General features: G+C 52.5%; 14 protein-coding genes. 4 read left to right on the top strand and 10 right to left on the bottom strand.

Features of this window, described 5'->3' with window-relative positions:
• Positions 1-27: 27 nt before the first annotated feature.
• Together zapD and H8L32_RS09695 are read left to right on the top strand one after the other, a co-directional pair.
• Positions 28-783, top strand: a complete 756-nt coding sequence (gene zapD, locus H8L32_RS09700; protein WP_186946990.1) for a cell division protein ZapD — start codon at positions 28-30, stop codon at positions 781-783.
• 2 nt (positions 784-785) lie between these two features.
• Entirely contained in the window at positions 786-962 is a 177-nt protein-coding gene (locus H8L32_RS09695; RefSeq protein ID WP_186946989.1) for a DNA gyrase inhibitor YacG, read from the top strand.
• Positions 963-999: 37 nt separating this feature from the next.
• Here the strand turns inward: H8L32_RS09695 and H8L32_RS09690 are convergent, their stop codons facing one another.
• From H8L32_RS09690 to alr, 4 genes are all read right to left on the bottom strand, one after another.
• Complete coding sequence (locus tag H8L32_RS09690; protein ID WP_186946988.1) at positions 1,000-2,559, bottom strand: sigma-54-dependent transcriptional regulator; 1,560 nt, start codon at positions 2,557-2,559, stop codon at positions 1,000-1,002.
• A gap of 42 nt (positions 2,560-2,601) precedes the next feature.
• Complete coding sequence (locus H8L32_RS09685; RefSeq protein ID WP_186946987.1) at positions 2,602-3,192, bottom strand: hypothetical protein; 591 nt, start codon at positions 3,190-3,192, stop codon at positions 2,602-2,604.
• Complete coding sequence (locus H8L32_RS09680; RefSeq protein WP_186946986.1) at positions 3,189-4,481, bottom strand: D-amino acid dehydrogenase; 1,293 nt, start codon at positions 4,479-4,481, stop codon at positions 3,189-3,191. Before H8L32_RS09680 ends, H8L32_RS09685 begins: the two co-directional genes overlap by 4 nt.
• Positions 4,482-4,606: 125 nt before the next feature.
• On the bottom strand, positions 4,607-5,719 hold the full coding sequence (gene alr / locus H8L32_RS09675; RefSeq protein WP_186946985.1) for an alanine racemase: 1,113 nt from the start codon (positions 5,717-5,719) through the stop codon (positions 4,607-4,609).
• Between the two features lie 406 nt (positions 5,720-6,125).
• Here alr and H8L32_RS09670 point away from each other — a divergent pair, with 406 nt between their 5' ends.
• Complete coding sequence (locus tag H8L32_RS09670) at positions 6,126-6,290, top strand: hypothetical protein (protein WP_186946984.1); 165 nt, start codon at positions 6,126-6,128, stop codon at positions 6,288-6,290.
• 11 nt (positions 6,291-6,301) lie between these two features.
• On the opposite strand, the gene H8L32_RS09665 is transcribed toward H8L32_RS09670, so the two are convergent.
• From H8L32_RS09665 to H8L32_RS09650, 4 genes are all read right to left on the bottom strand, one after another.
• A complete protein-coding gene (locus H8L32_RS09665) occupies positions 6,302-6,706 on the bottom strand; it encodes an NUDIX domain-containing protein (RefSeq protein ID WP_186946983.1) in 405 nt (134 codons plus the stop codon).
• A 1-nt stretch (position 6,707) separates the two neighbouring features.
• Complete coding sequence (locus H8L32_RS09660) at positions 6,708-7,577, bottom strand: ATP-binding protein (RefSeq protein ID WP_186946982.1); 870 nt, start codon at positions 7,575-7,577, stop codon at positions 6,708-6,710.
• A gap of 23 nt (positions 7,578-7,600) precedes the next feature.
• Positions 7,601-8,839, bottom strand: coding sequence for a bifunctional glutamate N-acetyltransferase/amino-acid acetyltransferase ArgJ (gene argJ, locus H8L32_RS09655; RefSeq protein WP_186946981.1), 1,239 nt, complete (start codon positions 8,837-8,839; stop codon positions 7,601-7,603).
• Between the two features lie 113 nt (positions 8,840-8,952).
• On the bottom strand, positions 8,953-10,134 hold the full coding sequence (locus H8L32_RS09650; RefSeq protein ID WP_186946980.1) for an acyl-CoA dehydrogenase family protein: 1,182 nt from the start codon (positions 10,132-10,134) through the stop codon (positions 8,953-8,955).
• Positions 10,135-10,331: 197 nt separating this feature from the next.
• Between H8L32_RS09650 and H8L32_RS09645 the strand changes: the two genes are divergently transcribed.
• A complete protein-coding gene (locus tag H8L32_RS09645) occupies positions 10,332-11,117 on the top strand; it encodes an IclR family transcriptional regulator (protein ID WP_186946979.1) in 786 nt (261 codons plus the stop codon).
• Between the two features lie 130 nt (positions 11,118-11,247).
• On the opposite strand, the gene secA is transcribed toward H8L32_RS09645, so the two are convergent.
• Together secA and H8L32_RS09635 are read right to left on the bottom strand one after the other, a co-directional pair.
• Complete coding sequence (gene secA / locus H8L32_RS09640; RefSeq protein WP_186946978.1) at positions 11,248-14,007, bottom strand: preprotein translocase subunit SecA; 2,760 nt, start codon at positions 14,005-14,007, stop codon at positions 11,248-11,250.
• A gap of 192 nt (positions 14,008-14,199) precedes the next feature.
• Entirely contained in the window at positions 14,200-15,147 is a 948-nt protein-coding gene (locus tag H8L32_RS09635; RefSeq protein ID WP_186946977.1) for a M23 family metallopeptidase, read from the bottom strand.
• Between the last annotated feature and the right edge of the window lie 57 nt (positions 15,148-15,204).

Genomic DNA, 15,204 nt, shown 5'->3' with positions numbered 1-15,204 from the left:
AGCACAAATTTTGACAGGGAAACTATTTTGATTGTTTACGAATACCCTTTTAACGAGCGTATTCGCACGTTATTGCGGCTGGAAGACTTATACGAAAAATTCACATTTTTCCTGCATCAGTCTGACCCCATGCAGCATCACGTTGCCCTTGCCACCATTTTCGAAATGCTGGAAGTCGCTGGTCGTGCCGACCTCAAATCCGATCTCTTGCAAGAACTCGAAAGACAGAAACACACTCTCATCAGTTTCAAGTCCAATCCGAATGTACAGGCCGACATGCTCGACAAGGTTCTGGACGATGTCGATCGCGCCAGCACGGCCCTGGTTGCCAGCACCGGTAAAACCGGTCAGAACGTGCGCGATAATGAATGGCTGATGAGCATACGTGGCCGCACCATTATTCCGGGTGGTGCCTGCGAGTTTGATTTGCCCAGCTATCACGCATGGCAAAAAAATTCACCCGAAAAACGTTATTCTGACATCAGTGCCTGGTTTGCTCCGATTGCTCCCTTGTTTGGTGCCATTAATGTAGTCCTGCGCCTGTTGCGCGAATCTGGCTCCACCTCAAAAGTGATCGCCCAGGCTGGCAGTTACCAGCAAATGTTGCAGGGCAAGGTGTACCAGTTGCTGCGCGTCAGTGTGGCGCAGGAACTGGGAGCCATTCCTGAAATTTCTGCAAATAAATATATGTTGTGGATACGTTATATGTCACAGGATGGTGACATGAAGCCCAAGGCTTTCGAAAACGATATCCCGTTTGACCTGACTCTCTGTAATTTTTAACTATGGCCACTTTTGTTGACTGTCCCACCTGTAAAAACAAGGTGGAATGGAAAGAAGCGAACCGCTGGCGTCCATTTTGTTCTGAACGCTGCAAGCAGATTGATCTGGGTGCCTGGGCGGAAGAAAAATATACGATACCTGCCGTCAATCTGCCTGAAGATCCTGACCTGACGCAATAAGACCAGCTCCTTAAGAGGCTATCCCCATCTATCAGGACTAGCGCTTTTGCGGAATACCGTATTTACGTAATTTGGTGGCGATCATGGAATGCGAGGTAGCCAATCGCATCGCCAGCTTGCGGCTGGACGGATATTGCGGATACATGGATTCCAGAAGACTGCGCTCAAACGCATTCACCGAATCTTCCCAACTCTCGGTCACGTCACTTTTCACCACGTCGGCAGTAATGCTGCCTTCTGCCCAATCCAGGTCTGCCGCATCCAGCACACGCTGATCTGACATGGTAATCGCCCTGAACACGACATTCTGCAATTGCCGGACATTACCTGGCCAGTGATTTGACACCAGCGCAGCGCAGGCTGCCGAGTTAAGGCGGCAAACGGGCTTTTGCGCCTGGGTGCAGGCACGTTCGATAAAATGCCTGGCCAGAGGCAGGATATCGTCAGGACGCTCGCGCAAGGCCGGCATTTCCAGATGCAGTACGTTCAGGCGGTAAAACAAGTCTTCGCGGAAACTGCCCTCCTGCACCATCTTGCGCAGATTACGGTGGGTGGCGCTGATGATGCGCACATTCACCCTGACTTCCTTGTCGCTGCCTATACGGCGGAATTTACCATCGTTGAGAAAGCGCAGCAGTTTGGCTTGCAAATACAGCGACATTTCACCGATTTCATCGAGAAATACGGTGCCACCATCCGCCATTTCAAACAGGCCTGGTTTGCCACCACGCTGGGCGCCGGTAAAGGCGCCCGAGGTGTAGCCAAACAATTCGCTTTCAGCCAGGCTTTCTGGCAAGGCAGCACAATTCAATTCCAGGAAAGGCGCATTGCTGCGACCACTGACACCATGACAGGCCTGCGCCAGCAATTCTTTGCCGGTGCCAGTCTCGCCGGTAATCAGCAGGGGGGCATCGACCACGGCAACCCTGGCAGCCCGCGTCTTCAGGGCGCGTATCTGCTCGGATTCACCGATAATGAAATGAAAGCCACTACCTTCAGAATGTTGCAATGCATGCAGGCGGCCACCTATGCGTGTCGGTGCATGAAAGGTCAGCACTGCGCCCACTGAGCGGCCATGCTGGGCAATATCCATACCCTGGGGTTCGGATACAGGCGTGACATCCATGAAAAAAGGTTCGCCATTGAGTATGACTTCACGGCTGGGCAGACGAAAACCGCTGGTCAGCAGCTCTTCCAGGATACCGGTATCGTCCAGCACCTGGTTCAGGTTGCGCTGGCATAGCTCGGCTTCTGACAAGCGGACTGCTGTGGCTGCAGCCGCATTGGCGATCACGATATGTCCGCCTGCATCAATAGCCAGCACCGGGTCTTCCATAACAGCCATCATGGTATCGAGATTCAGGCGTCGCCGTATGCCGGGCAAGACATCCAGCACCTTGATGTCACCGACACCCCGTACCTGCTGACAGTCTGCCTGCAGGGATGGCAGCATGAAATCCAGCAGTTCCGGACTGTCGATATAAATATGCGGCGGATCCACTTCCACCGCCACCACATTCAGGCCGCGACGCGCCAGCACCGCCAGGATTTCATGGGCAATACCGACACGGTCCTTGAACTGTATATTAATGCGCATGCTGGAAGAATGGACCTGACGTGAGCTGAAGGTGGTATTGGTTTAAAAGGGTTCTGGAATATATCCGCGCGGACGCGCATGCTGGCGGCGGAATGAGCTGTTCGATGCTAGGCCACGCAAGCGGCCCAGGTCAAATTGCTCAAGTTGCTGCAAAACTGCACGATTGAGCGTCATTTTAACTTGCATCATCAGCAGATCAACACTTTGCTGGCTGGAAGTACGGGTAATGCGTCTTTCATGCTGCATTTCCGTCTCTTGTGCCTGCTGGGCCTGTGCTTTTGTCTGATCCTGCGCCTGTTTTTCTATGGCCTTGGCTGCCGCCTTTTCCTCTGCCATGACAAAACAGCGATACACATCTGCCAGGGTAATGATGCCGTTGCAATCACGACAATGCCAGGCATCTTTTTCCTTGGCGTCGCGGCTGACCAGATCATCCTTGTTCAATGTTGCCAGGATGGAACGGATCAGGCGTGGAGTTTTGCCAGTGGCCTGGGCCAGTGTGGTGATATTTGCAGTACGCGGCATCACCATCATGATTTGCGCCAGCAATTCTATCGCCGTATAAAAGCGCGCATTCAGGTTGGCATCAGAAAAAACCTGAGTCGATGAAAGTAATTCTTCAAATTGATTCATGCCAGCTCCTTGGTAACAAAAATAGGACGATTCGCACTGCCATAACGGTCCATGAATAAACCTTCGGTCGAAATGGCAGGTCGTTTGCCAGAAACAATGTCTGCAATAAACTGACCGGAACCGCAGGCCATGGTCCAGCCCAGGGTGCCGTGGCCAGTGTTCAGATACAGATTACGGTAAGGAGTCGGGCCTATCACCGGCGTACCATCCGGTGTCATCGGGCGCAGGCCAGTCCAGAATTCTGCCTTGGCGACATCACCGCCACCGGGGAACAGATCAGTCACTGAATGTTCCAGCGTGGCGCGACGCTCAGCACGCAGGTCCAGGTTATAGCCCGTGATTTCTGCAGTACCACCTACACGTATGCGGTCACCCAGGCGGGTGATCGCGACTTTGTAGGTTTCATCCATGACGGTGGATTCTGGTGCCTTGTGCGCATCGGTGATAGGCACGGTGATGGAATAACCCTTGATGGGGTAGACCGGGATCCGGATATCCAGTTCTTTCAACAGAATCGGTGAATAGCTGCCCAGGGCCAGTACGAAACTATCGGCCTTGATCTCTCCTTCCGAGGTGATGACGGAACTGATGGTATCGCCACTTTTAACCAGTCTTTGTATGCTGACGCCGTATTTGAACTGCACACCGAGTTCTTGTGCCAGCTTCGATAAATTTTGGGTGAACTTGAAGCAGTCACCTGTTTCATCGCCGGGCAAACGCAAGGCACCTACAAATTTCTCCTGCACATTCGCCAGTGCCGGTTCGACTTTCAGGCAGCCTGCCTTGTCCAGTGTTTCATACGGGACATCATAGCGTTTAAGAATGGCAATATCTGCCTCGGCACCATCAAGTTGCTGCTGATTGCGGAACAGTTGCAACGTGCCCTGGGTCCGTTCGTCATAGCTGATGCCGGTATCGCTGCGCAATTGCTGCAAGACGTCACGGCTGTATTCTGCCATACGCAGCATGCGTCCCTTATTGATCTCGTAGCGTTTGGTGGTGCAGTTCATCAGCATTTGCGTAACCCAGCGCCACATGCTGGGGTCAAGGCTGGGCCGTATCGCCAGTGGGCTATGCTGCATCATCAGCCATTTGATGGCCTTCAGGGGAACACCCGGGCCAGCCCATGGGGCAGAATAACCGGGTGACACTTCACCGGCATTGGCATAACTGGTTTCCAGCCCCGCTGCCGGCTGGCGCTCTATCACCGTCACCTCATGCCCGGCCCTGGCCAGGTAATAGGCTGACGCCGTTCCTATGACACCTGCCCCCAATATCACTACTTTCATGCTGCCTCTCCTATTTTGATCCTGCTATTTATATTCTCTTATTTATATTCTGCTTATATTCTGCTTATATTCTGCTATTTACCCGGCTATTGTTTTTTTACCGCCAGCACCGGGCAGATGTGAACTTAATCGCTGTAAGTGCGCTCGTAGCGGGCCCCCAGGCTAGTCAATATCTCGTAGCCTATCGTGCCAGCCCTGGCTGCCACCTGATCTACCGTATTGTCGGCAGATATCAAGTCAACCAGCGTGCCTGGCAGCAAGTGTTCAGCGGCCACAGTGCTCACATCCAGGGTAATAGTGTCCATGGAGACATTGCCGACCATGGGCACTGCCTGGCCTGCAATATGGGCGATGCCGCGATTGCTGAGACTGCGCATCCAGCCATCGGCATAGCCGACAGCAACGGTCGCAATGCGACTGGTCTGGCTGCTGCGCCAGCTGGCACCATAGCCCACGCCGGTACCGGCAGGAATTTCGCGGGTCTGGATGATGCTGCCCTGCAAATGAGCAACCGCCCGCATGGGATTGGCCTGCCCGGCTACCGGTGCCACGCCATACAGGGCAGCCCCCGGACGTGCAAGCTTAAAATGAAAATCGGAACCAAGGAAAATGCCGGATGAATTTGCCAGGCTGGCAGGCAAGCCCTGGCATGCAGGTATGCGTTCGCGCAAGTCATTGAAGCGCTGTAATTGTTGATGATTGACCGGACTGGACTGGTCTTCGGCGCTGACGAGGTGACTCATGGCATAAAGCAGATCGATACCATCGGTCAAACCGGCATCATCTTGCCAGAGACCGACTTCAGCATCGGACAAGCCCATTCTGGCCATGCCGGTATCGAATTGCACAATGGCAGGCAGACGGCGCTGCTGTTGCCTGGCCAGATCGCGCCATGCCAGGATTTGCGGCAGGCTGTTCAGGACGGGGATACAATTATGTTCCAGCAATTCAGCGTCATACCCCACAGGTGCGCCATGCATGATATAGATTGCAGCATCGGCGGGTAAGTGCTGGCGCAAGGCAATACCCTCTTCCAGATGGGCGACAAAAAAATCGCGACATTCTTCTGCATACAGTGCCTGCACCACCGGTATGGCACCTAGGCCATAAGCATCTGCCTTGACTGCGGCCCCACATTTCGCCTTACCCAACAAACCCTGCAAAAGGCGATAGTTATAACGTATTGCTTTTAAATCAATACGAAGTACTGCACCTGCTCTTCCAGCAACTTGCCTCATTTTTCACCACTCCATCGCATGCATGAATCATGCGATTAGTTATAGCAATCGTCATGCCACAAAATTTTATTGAAGAAATTCAACGACTTATAAAATTTATTTCGGCAGCAGCAAAAAAACTGTATTTAAAACGATACACCCACTGATTTTCTTGCTCTTTTTGAGAGGCATTCACGCTCTATAGCGTACTGAAAATCGAACACTGTACATTTTTGAATACAGTGTATTGTTTTAGATACAGTCCAGATATAAAATAAAGCACAGATAATCTCAGCGACTAATGCTTAGGACAATAAGTGATACTACGGATTGCTTGTCATAAAAAGACAGTCTGCATCAAGCTAAAATTGCCACCAGGAAAAGCTTTCAGCAAATAAATCAGTAAATTGGGGTCAGGGTCATCGGCATGAGCGTCGATACCAGGGTTTACACCTGCAAACAGGGAGAGCAGACGCAGACTGTGCGCCATACCATGCAGGTGCTGGCAAAGAAATGGTGCAATAAAGTGAAAAAGAGCGACGGGGGAGCGGAAGAAAACAACGAAAAGCAGGCCCGCAATCGGGGCCTGTAGGTAACACTCACTCAGGCAGGCTCGCTGCGCAACAGGTCCAGCCATTCCAGCAGAGGGATGGTGGCAGGTAACAAGGGTGTGACGGCAACACTGCCCTGCCAGGCAAAGGCCTGGCCTTCCAGGCTTTGTGGTTCGCCCTGCCATTCACGGCTGATATAAAAATGCAGCCTGACGTGGGCATGCGGGTAAATATGTTCGACACCACACCAGGGCTCGGCAGAAACGATCTGTATACCCAGCTCTTCCACAAATTCACGCTTTAGCGCGGCCAGTATGGATTCGTCTGCCTCGACCTTGCCACCCGGGAATTCCCAGTAACCTTCATAAGGTTTGCCAGCGGGGCGCTGGCCCAGCAAGACATCACCATTGGCTTTCATTAATATGCCGACGGCGACATCTACAGGTTTTGCCGTCATATCAGGACTCCGTCATGCGGCCAGCATAATCGCGCGCAAATTGCCAGGCGACGCGACCAGAACGTGAACCACGCTGCAATGCCCAGCGCAGAGCGTCGCCGCGTGCTTCATTGATTTGTGCAGCAGTGCATCCCATGGTCGTCAGCCAGTGGGCGACGATATCCAGATAATCATCCTGCTTGAAGGGGTAGAACGACACCCACAAACCAAAGCGTTCAGACAGGGAAATTTTTTCTTCTACCGTTTCACCCGGATGCAAATCGCCATCGTCGCTATATTTATAACTGGCGTTATCGGACATTTTCTCCGGCAAGAGATGGCGGCGGTTGGATGTGGCATAGATTAGTACATTGTCCGATTGCGCGGCAATACTGCCATCGAGCGCCACTTTCAAAGCCTTGTAACCGGCCTCACCTTCTTCAAACGACAGGTCGTCACAAAAAACGATGAAGCGTTCTGGCCGTTCAGCGATCAGATCAACGATATCGTGCAAATCCGCCAGATCGGTTTTATCGACTTCGATCAGACGCAAACCCTGGTCAGCAAACTGGTTCAGGCAGGCTTTGATCAGAGACGATTTGCCGGTACCGCGCGCGCCCGTCAACAAGACATTGTTGGCGGGTTTGCCATGCACAAACTGGCGGGTATTCTGTTCTATCTGGGCTTTCTGAATGGTGACATGACACAAGTCATCCAGCGCAATGTCTGACACATGACGCACCACTTGCAGATAGCCCTGCCCACCACGTTTGCGCCAGCGAAATGCATGGCCCAATTGCCAGTCAGGCACGGGTGAAGCAGCGGGTAGCAAACCTTCCAGCCGGGTCAGCAAGTGTTCTGCACGGGATAAAAATTGGTCGAGCTGGGTCATGGCAAGCTTACTCGTGAAGGATATCAGGAACGGTAATCAGCATTGATCGATACATAGTCATGCGACAGATCGCAAGTCCATACCGTTGCCTGGGCATCACCGCGTGCCAGCTTCACGCGTATGGTGATTTCACTTTGCTTCATGATGCGCTGACCATCTTCTTCGCGGTAATCAGGATTACGGCCACCATTTTTGGCAACCCATACATCATCCAGGTACAAATTCAATTTGCTGACATCCAGGTCACCGACACCGGCGTAACCTATCGCTGCCAGGATGCGGCCAAGATTGGGGTCAGAGGCAAAGAAGGCTGTTTTTACCAGTGGTGAATGGGCGATGGAGTAGGCAATCTTGCGGCACTCTTCCACATCACGTCCGTCTTCCACGGCAATGGTCATGAACTTGGTGGCGCCTTCGCCATCACGAATGATCATGTGCGCGAGCTTTTGCGACAAGGCCGTCACGGCTTCTGCCAGCAAGGCATATTCAGGTGTATCGATATCATTCACTTCCACTTCACCGGCGCCGGTGGCGATCAGCATGAAGGAATCATTGGTCGACGTGTCGCCATCAATGGTGATGCAGTTGAAGGATTTGTCAGCAGCCTGCTTGACCAGATGGTCCAGCACATTTTGCGCCACTTTGGCATCCAGCGCCAGGTAACCCAGCATGGTCGCCATATTTGGCTTGATCATGCCGGCGCCTTTGCTGATACCGGTCATGGTGACAGTTTTACCACCGATGCTGACCATTGCCGACGCAGCTTTGGGCTGGGTGTCGGTAGTCATGATGGCTTCTGCCGCATTAAACCAGTTATCTGCCTTGAGGTTTTCTATGGCTTTGGGCAAACCGGCAACCAGTCTGTCGACGGGCAGTTGTTCCAGGATCACACCGGTAGAAAATGGCAATATCTGTGCCGCTTCGCAATCCAGCAATTCAGCCAGGGCTGCACAGGTTGCATTGGCAGCAGCCAGGCCCGCATCACCAGTACCGGCATTCGCATTGCCGGTGTTGATGACCAGCGCCCGGATGGGGGCAGAGCTCATGAGCAGGCCTTCCAGGTGGGCCTTGCATACCTGAACCGGCGCGGCGCAAAAACGATTGGTGGTAAACACACCCGACACCGTGGCCGTCGCAGCCAATTCCATTACCAGGACATCTTTGCGGTTGGCTTTGCGTATGCCGGCTTCGGCATAGCCCAGGCGAATACCAGCTACCGGCTTCAGGTCAGCAGCAACAGGAATGGGAGAATTGACGGCCATAATAGTTTCCTAGCGTTGAAATCAAGCCGACATTGTAGGGCATTTTGCTGCGCTGCGAAGCATGTTTGCGGTACGGAAATTCGCGGTCCTTATTCCTTATATATATTCATGGTTTATAAACCCATGATCATTTGGGCAATGATATTTTTTTGTATTTCATTCGAACCACCATAAATCGACAGCTTGCGCATGTTCAGGTAATTGATGGCGAGTGAACTTGCAATCTCTGACATGTCGGACCGGTCCCTGAGTGCAAGTGCCTGCTCACCTACCGCCTGCATCAGCATGTCGGTAATAGCTTGCTGGATCTCGGTCCCCTTGATCTTCAATATGGACGCTTCTGGCCCGGGCGCACGTTGCTGTTCTTCGGCTGAAAGCACACGCAGATTGGTCATTTCCAGCGCCATCAGATCAATCTCTACTTGTGCAATACTGGCAGCAAACCGGGCGTCTTCCAGTAATGGACGGCCATTCTTCCATTCCTGGGCAGCGACACGCTTGAGTCGTGTCAACTCTCTTTTGGCGATACCGATACCAGCGATATTGGTGCGTTCATGCCCAAGCAGGAATTTGGCATAGGTCCAGCCCTGGTTTTCCTGACCAACCAGATTGTCCAGCGGCACCCTGACATCATCAAACCAGACTTCATTGACTTCATGCGCGCCATCCATGGTGATGATAGGTCTGACGGTCACCCCCGGCGACTTCATATCGATCAGCAGGAAGGAAATGCCACGTTGTGGCTTGACCTCACGGTCGGTGCGCACCAGGCAAAATATCCAGTCTGCATACTGGGCCAGCGTGGTCCAGGTTTTTTGCCCATTGACCCGGTAATATTCACCTCCTGCATCCCGCATACGCTCTGCCGTGGTTTTGACAGATGCCAGATCAGACCCTGAGCCCGGCTCCGAATAACCCTGACACCACCATTCTTCTGCCGCCAGAATTTTGGGCAAGAATCGCTGTTGTTGTGCCGGAGAGCCAAATTCCATCAAGACTGGCGCCACCATCTTGATACCAAAAGGCGGCAGACGCGGTGCACCTGCGGCCGCACATTCTTCTTCAAAAATATAACGCTGCACGGCTGACCATCCGGTACCACCAAATTCAGCTGGCCAGGAACTTCCACCCCAGCCATGCACATGCAGGGTTTGCTGCCAGCGCTGGTAATCCCGTTTTTCCAGCGGTATGCCATGCCTGACTTTTTGACGAATATCGGCTGGCAGGGATTGCTGTAAAAACTCCTGAATTTCTCGACGAAATTCCAGTTCAGAAGAGGTGAAATTCAAGTCCATGGTTATCCTGGGATGGGCAGCTTGTGCAATGTAAGGCTTGTATCAGCCTTGGGTTTGGATATGTTATTCTGCAATGCAGAATTAAGTTCCATAATAGAACATTGATTTCCACTTTAGGCCCGCGCTCTGTCAAGGTCAAGCCTTTTGGCGACCATGCAGTAAGATGACTTATTGATTTTTAGCAAAGACCAACAGGTATGGATGACACCCACCATGGCACGATGAAGGAAGATCGTCACTTCGTTACCGCACTGGCACGCGGGCTCGATGTGCTGGCCTGTTTTCGTCCTGGCGACAAGGCATTGGGCAATCAGGAAATTGCCCAGCGCTGTCAGTTACCCAAGTCCACGGTATCGCGCCTGACCTATACCCTGACCAAACTGGGCTATCTGCATTACATCGCCAGCCAGGGACAATATCGCCTGGGGTCAGCCACCCTGGCGCTGGGCAGTGCCATGATTGCGCGGCTCGACGTACGGCAACTGGCACGACCCCTGATGCAGGAACTGGCAGATTTTTCCAGAGGAATGGTGTCGCTAGGCATGCGTGACAGACTCAGCATGATTTATATAGAAAACTGTCGCAGCCAGAATGCGTTGACCCTGAGCCTGGATGTAGGTTCGCGCATCCCGCTTGCGACTACTGCCATGGGGCGGGCATTGCTGGCCAGCCTGCCGGCTATTGAACGCGAAGTTGTATTGACTGAAATTCGTACTACACAGGACGAGCAATGGCCAGATCTGGAAGCCGGCATACAGCGCAGCCTGCAAGAGGTCAGGGAATTTGCTTGCTGCAGTTCTTTCGGCGACTGGCAAACAGATGTGAATGCCATCGCCATCGCCTTTTCACCAGGTGCCGGGCAGGCACCGGTGGCCATTAACTGCGGTGGCCCGGCCTTCTTGCTGAGCAAGGAATTTCTATTGCATGAGGTACGCCCAAAGTTATTGCAACTGGTGCGTGACTTACAGGGTAATCTGCCTTAGCTCTCTTCAGTGCATTTCGTGCAGATGTGATCGTCATAAAATGACAGCCATAAAATCATGGCCATAAAAAAGGGACGAATCGCTTCGTCCCTCTGGTCTTTCTGTACTGCTGATCAGGCTATCAAATCAATCAGGCAAGTCTGCCGTGGCATTGCTTGAACTTTCTGCCGCTACCGCATGGGCAAGGATCATTGCGGCCGATTTTCAGGGCGTAACCGACTTCCGCCTGACCATCATCAGCAATCACACCCGGTGCCATTATTTCTTCTGCCGAGGCATCGGCATCAAAATCGGCGTGCTGGTAATGCACGTTTTCAATCTGCGACTGTGCCAACTGCTCTTCCGCCGCTTCTATCTCTTCACGAGACTGTATGCGTACGGTAACCACGGTTCTGACCACTTCATTCTTGATCTGGTCCAGCATCTGGCCAAACAGTTCAAACGCTTCGCGCTTGTATTCCTGTTTCGGGTTTTTCTGAGCATAACCACGCAGATGGATACCCTGACGCAGATGATCCAGCGCAGCCAGATGTTCACGCCAGTGTGAATCTATACTTTGCAGCATGACACTGCGCTCGAACCCGGCGAATGAATCTTTACCGACGATATCCAGCTTGGCCTGGTAGACATCATTGGCCGCTTTTTGCACGCGTTCCATGATGTCTTCATCGTTCAGATTGGCTTCTTCTTCCAGCATTTTTGCCAAAGGAATATCAAGCGCCCATTCATTGCGCAATACAGCTTCGAGGGAAGGAATATCCCACTGTTCTTCCACCGATTCTGCCGGTACATATTCACGCACGATGTCGTGGAACATGCCATGACGCAGTGAAGAAATCAGTTCGGACATGTCCTGCGCTTCCAGCAATTCATTACGCTGCTGGTAAATCACTTTACGCTGGTCATTGGCGACGTCATCATATTCCAGCAATTGTTTGCGGATATCAAAGTTACGGGCTTCGACCTTGCGCTGCGCCGATTCAATGGAGCGCGAGACGATGCCTGCTTCTATCGGTTCACCTTCAGGCATTTTCAGCCTGTCCATGATGGCACGTACACGGTCACCGGCAAAAATACGCAACAGCGTATCGTCGAGCGACAGGTAGAAACGGGAAGAACCAGGGTCACCCTGACGACCGGAACGACCACGCAACTGATTGTCGACGCGACGGGATTCATGACGCTCGGTGCCGACGATATGCAAGCCACCTGCATTCACCACGTGTTCATGCAGGGATTGCCATTCATCACGCAGTTTTTGTGACTGGGCAAATTTATCGGCATCCGACAAATCAGGATTGGCTTCGATCAACTGCACCTGCTTGGCCACATTACCACCCAGCACGATATCGGTACCACGACCCGCCATGTTGGTAGCGATGGTAATCGCTTTCGGACGACCGGCCTGGGCAATGATTTCCGCTTCACGTGCATGCTGCTTGGCATTCAAGACATTGTGCGGCAAACCTGCCTGCGTCAGTATGCCGGACAGCAGTTCAGAATTTTCAATCGAAGTCGTACCAACCAGCACCGGCTGACCGCGCTCATAGCAATCCTTGATGTCGATCAGCATGGCGCCGTATTTTTCCTGCGCCGACTTGTACACCTGATCTTGCCTGTCCTTACGCTGGGATGGGCGGTTAGGTGGAATGACGACAGTTTCCAGGCCATAGATTTCCTGGAATTCATAGGCTTCGGTATCTGCCGTACCTGTCATGCCTGACAGTTTGGCGTACATACGGAAATAATTCTGGAAGGTAATGGAAGCCAGAGTCTGGTTTTCATTCTGGATGCGCACGCCTTCCTTGGCTTCAACCGCCTGATGCAGGCCATCGGACCAGCGGCGGCCCGTCATCATGCGGCCGGTAAATTCATCGACAATGACGATTTCGTCATTCTGCACCACATAGTGCTGGTCTTTGAAATACAGGGCATGTGCACGCAAGGCGGCGTACAGATGATGGATCAGGGTGATGTTTGCCGCATCGTACAGGGAAGCGCCTTCCGGCAGCAGACCCATTTGCGTCAAAATGCGTTCAGCCTTGTCGTGACCAGCTTCAGTCAACAATACCTGGTGGGCTTTTTCATCCTTGGTGTAATCACCCGGGACTTCTATCTTGCCCTTGCCATCCGGTGTTTCTTCACCAATCTGCAAGGTCAGCAGTTTCGGGACTTCATTGATCTTGTAATACAGCTCAGTGTGATTTTCTGCCTGGCCAGAGATGATCAGCGGTGTACGTGCTTCATCGATAAGGATGGAATCGACTTCATCGACGACGGCGAAATTCAGGCTGCGCTGTACGCGGTCCTTGGCTTCATACACCATGTTGTCGCGCAGATAATCAAAACCGTATTCATTATTCGTGCCGTAGGTAATATCAGATGCATAAGCGAGCTGCTTGGCATCATGATCAAGCTGCGACAGGTTGATACCCGTGCTCAGACCCAGCCAGCCGTACAGGATACCCATCCATTCGGCATCGCGCTGCGCCAGGTAATCATTGACGGTAACGACATGCACACCTTTGCCGGACAGGGCATTGAGGTAGATAGGCAAAGTCGCCATCAGGGTTTTACCCTCGCCAGTGCCCATTTCGGCAATTTTGCCGTAATGCAGCACCATGCCACCTATCATCTGCACATCAAAGTGGCGCATTTTCAATACGCGTTTGCTGGCTTCGCGGCAGACCGCAAAGGCTTCCACCAGGATACTGTCCAGCGTCTCCCCGTTGGCAACACGCGTCTTGAACTCGCCAGTCTTGGCCTTCAAAGCCTCGTCTGACAAAGCCTCGAACTGGGGTTCCAGTGCGTTGATCTCACGCACAGTCTTTTGGTATTGCTTCAAAAGCCGCTGGTTGCGGCTGCCGAATATCTTGGTCAGGAATGACATGCTATGAACGGAAAGTTAAATTCTGAAAAAAGCGGCCGCAAATGATTAATTCGACAGCAACAATAGGCTAACCTGTGATTTTACCATGCGGCATCCAAATAGCTACAAACACTGCCTGATAAACTGACAAGGCAGCATATATGAATGCCAGACATAAGTCTGGAGTTGGAGACAAATCCCGCAAACTCAAGTTTATTTTTGACCCAGGGCCGCCAGATTCGCCTGATTTGCCCCTGCCGACAAGAATTTATGGGGATTTTGTGGCACGCCTTTGACATGCACCTCAAAATGCAGGTGAGCGCCGGTAGACCTGCCGGTAGAGCCGATGTCGGCAATATGCTGCCCACGTTTCACGATATCACCGAGTTTGACGTAGACCTTGGACGAATGGGCATAGCGCGTCATGATCTCGCCACCGTGATCAATTTCGACCATATTCCCAAATTGCGGATGATATTCAGCCGCCACCACCACGCCACCAGCCGCAGCCACGATAGGCGTGCCGGTCGGGCTGGAGAAATCGATGCCTTCATGGAAAGCGCTGCGGCCAGAAAACGGATCAAGCCGCCAGCCAAAACCGGATGCATTATAGGCAACATTCACTGGTTGAATGGTGGGCAAAAGCTTGGACTGCACTTTGAAACCCATCAATTTTGTCTCGACCACGTTCATGTAATCGGAACGGTGTTCGACATCACGCGACATGGCATCCAGCGCGGCCTGGAATTCTTCCATGTTCAACTCCTTGGCTGGTTGCGATGTCACCTCCGGGCCGCCCCGTCCTGGCAGTTCCTTGAAGTTGAATTCTTCCGGCTTGACGCCAGCCAGACCTTGTACCCGTTCACCCAGGGCATCCAGACGTATCAACTGGGCCTGCATCTCGCCCAGCTTGGCAGCCATGGCGGCCAGGTTTTCTTTCATATACTTGTCTTTATTACTCACCTCTGCGGTGGCCACTGGCACCAGATCACGCAGAACCGGCAAATCTGCACTGGCAAGCCGCAGGGTCAATGCCGCCATCATGGCTGCACACAAGGTAATAATCAGAAGAAAACTGAACAGACCGAAAATGACATGGCGTGACGACAGGGTCACGGATTTGGCTTGGGTAAAGCGGGAGTGCATCAAAATGATTTGCATCAATATGCTCCTCTTAAAACAGTTCTATTGGCGACCAGCGTTGCGGCATTTCGCGGG

The organism is Undibacterium hunanense (assembly GCF_014284335.1).
Classification (GTDB): domain Bacteria; phylum Pseudomonadota; class Gammaproteobacteria; order Burkholderiales; family Burkholderiaceae_D; genus Undibacterium; species Undibacterium hunanense.
Note: the sequence above shows the minus strand (reverse complement) of the source record. Positions and strands in the feature narration are given on the sequence as shown.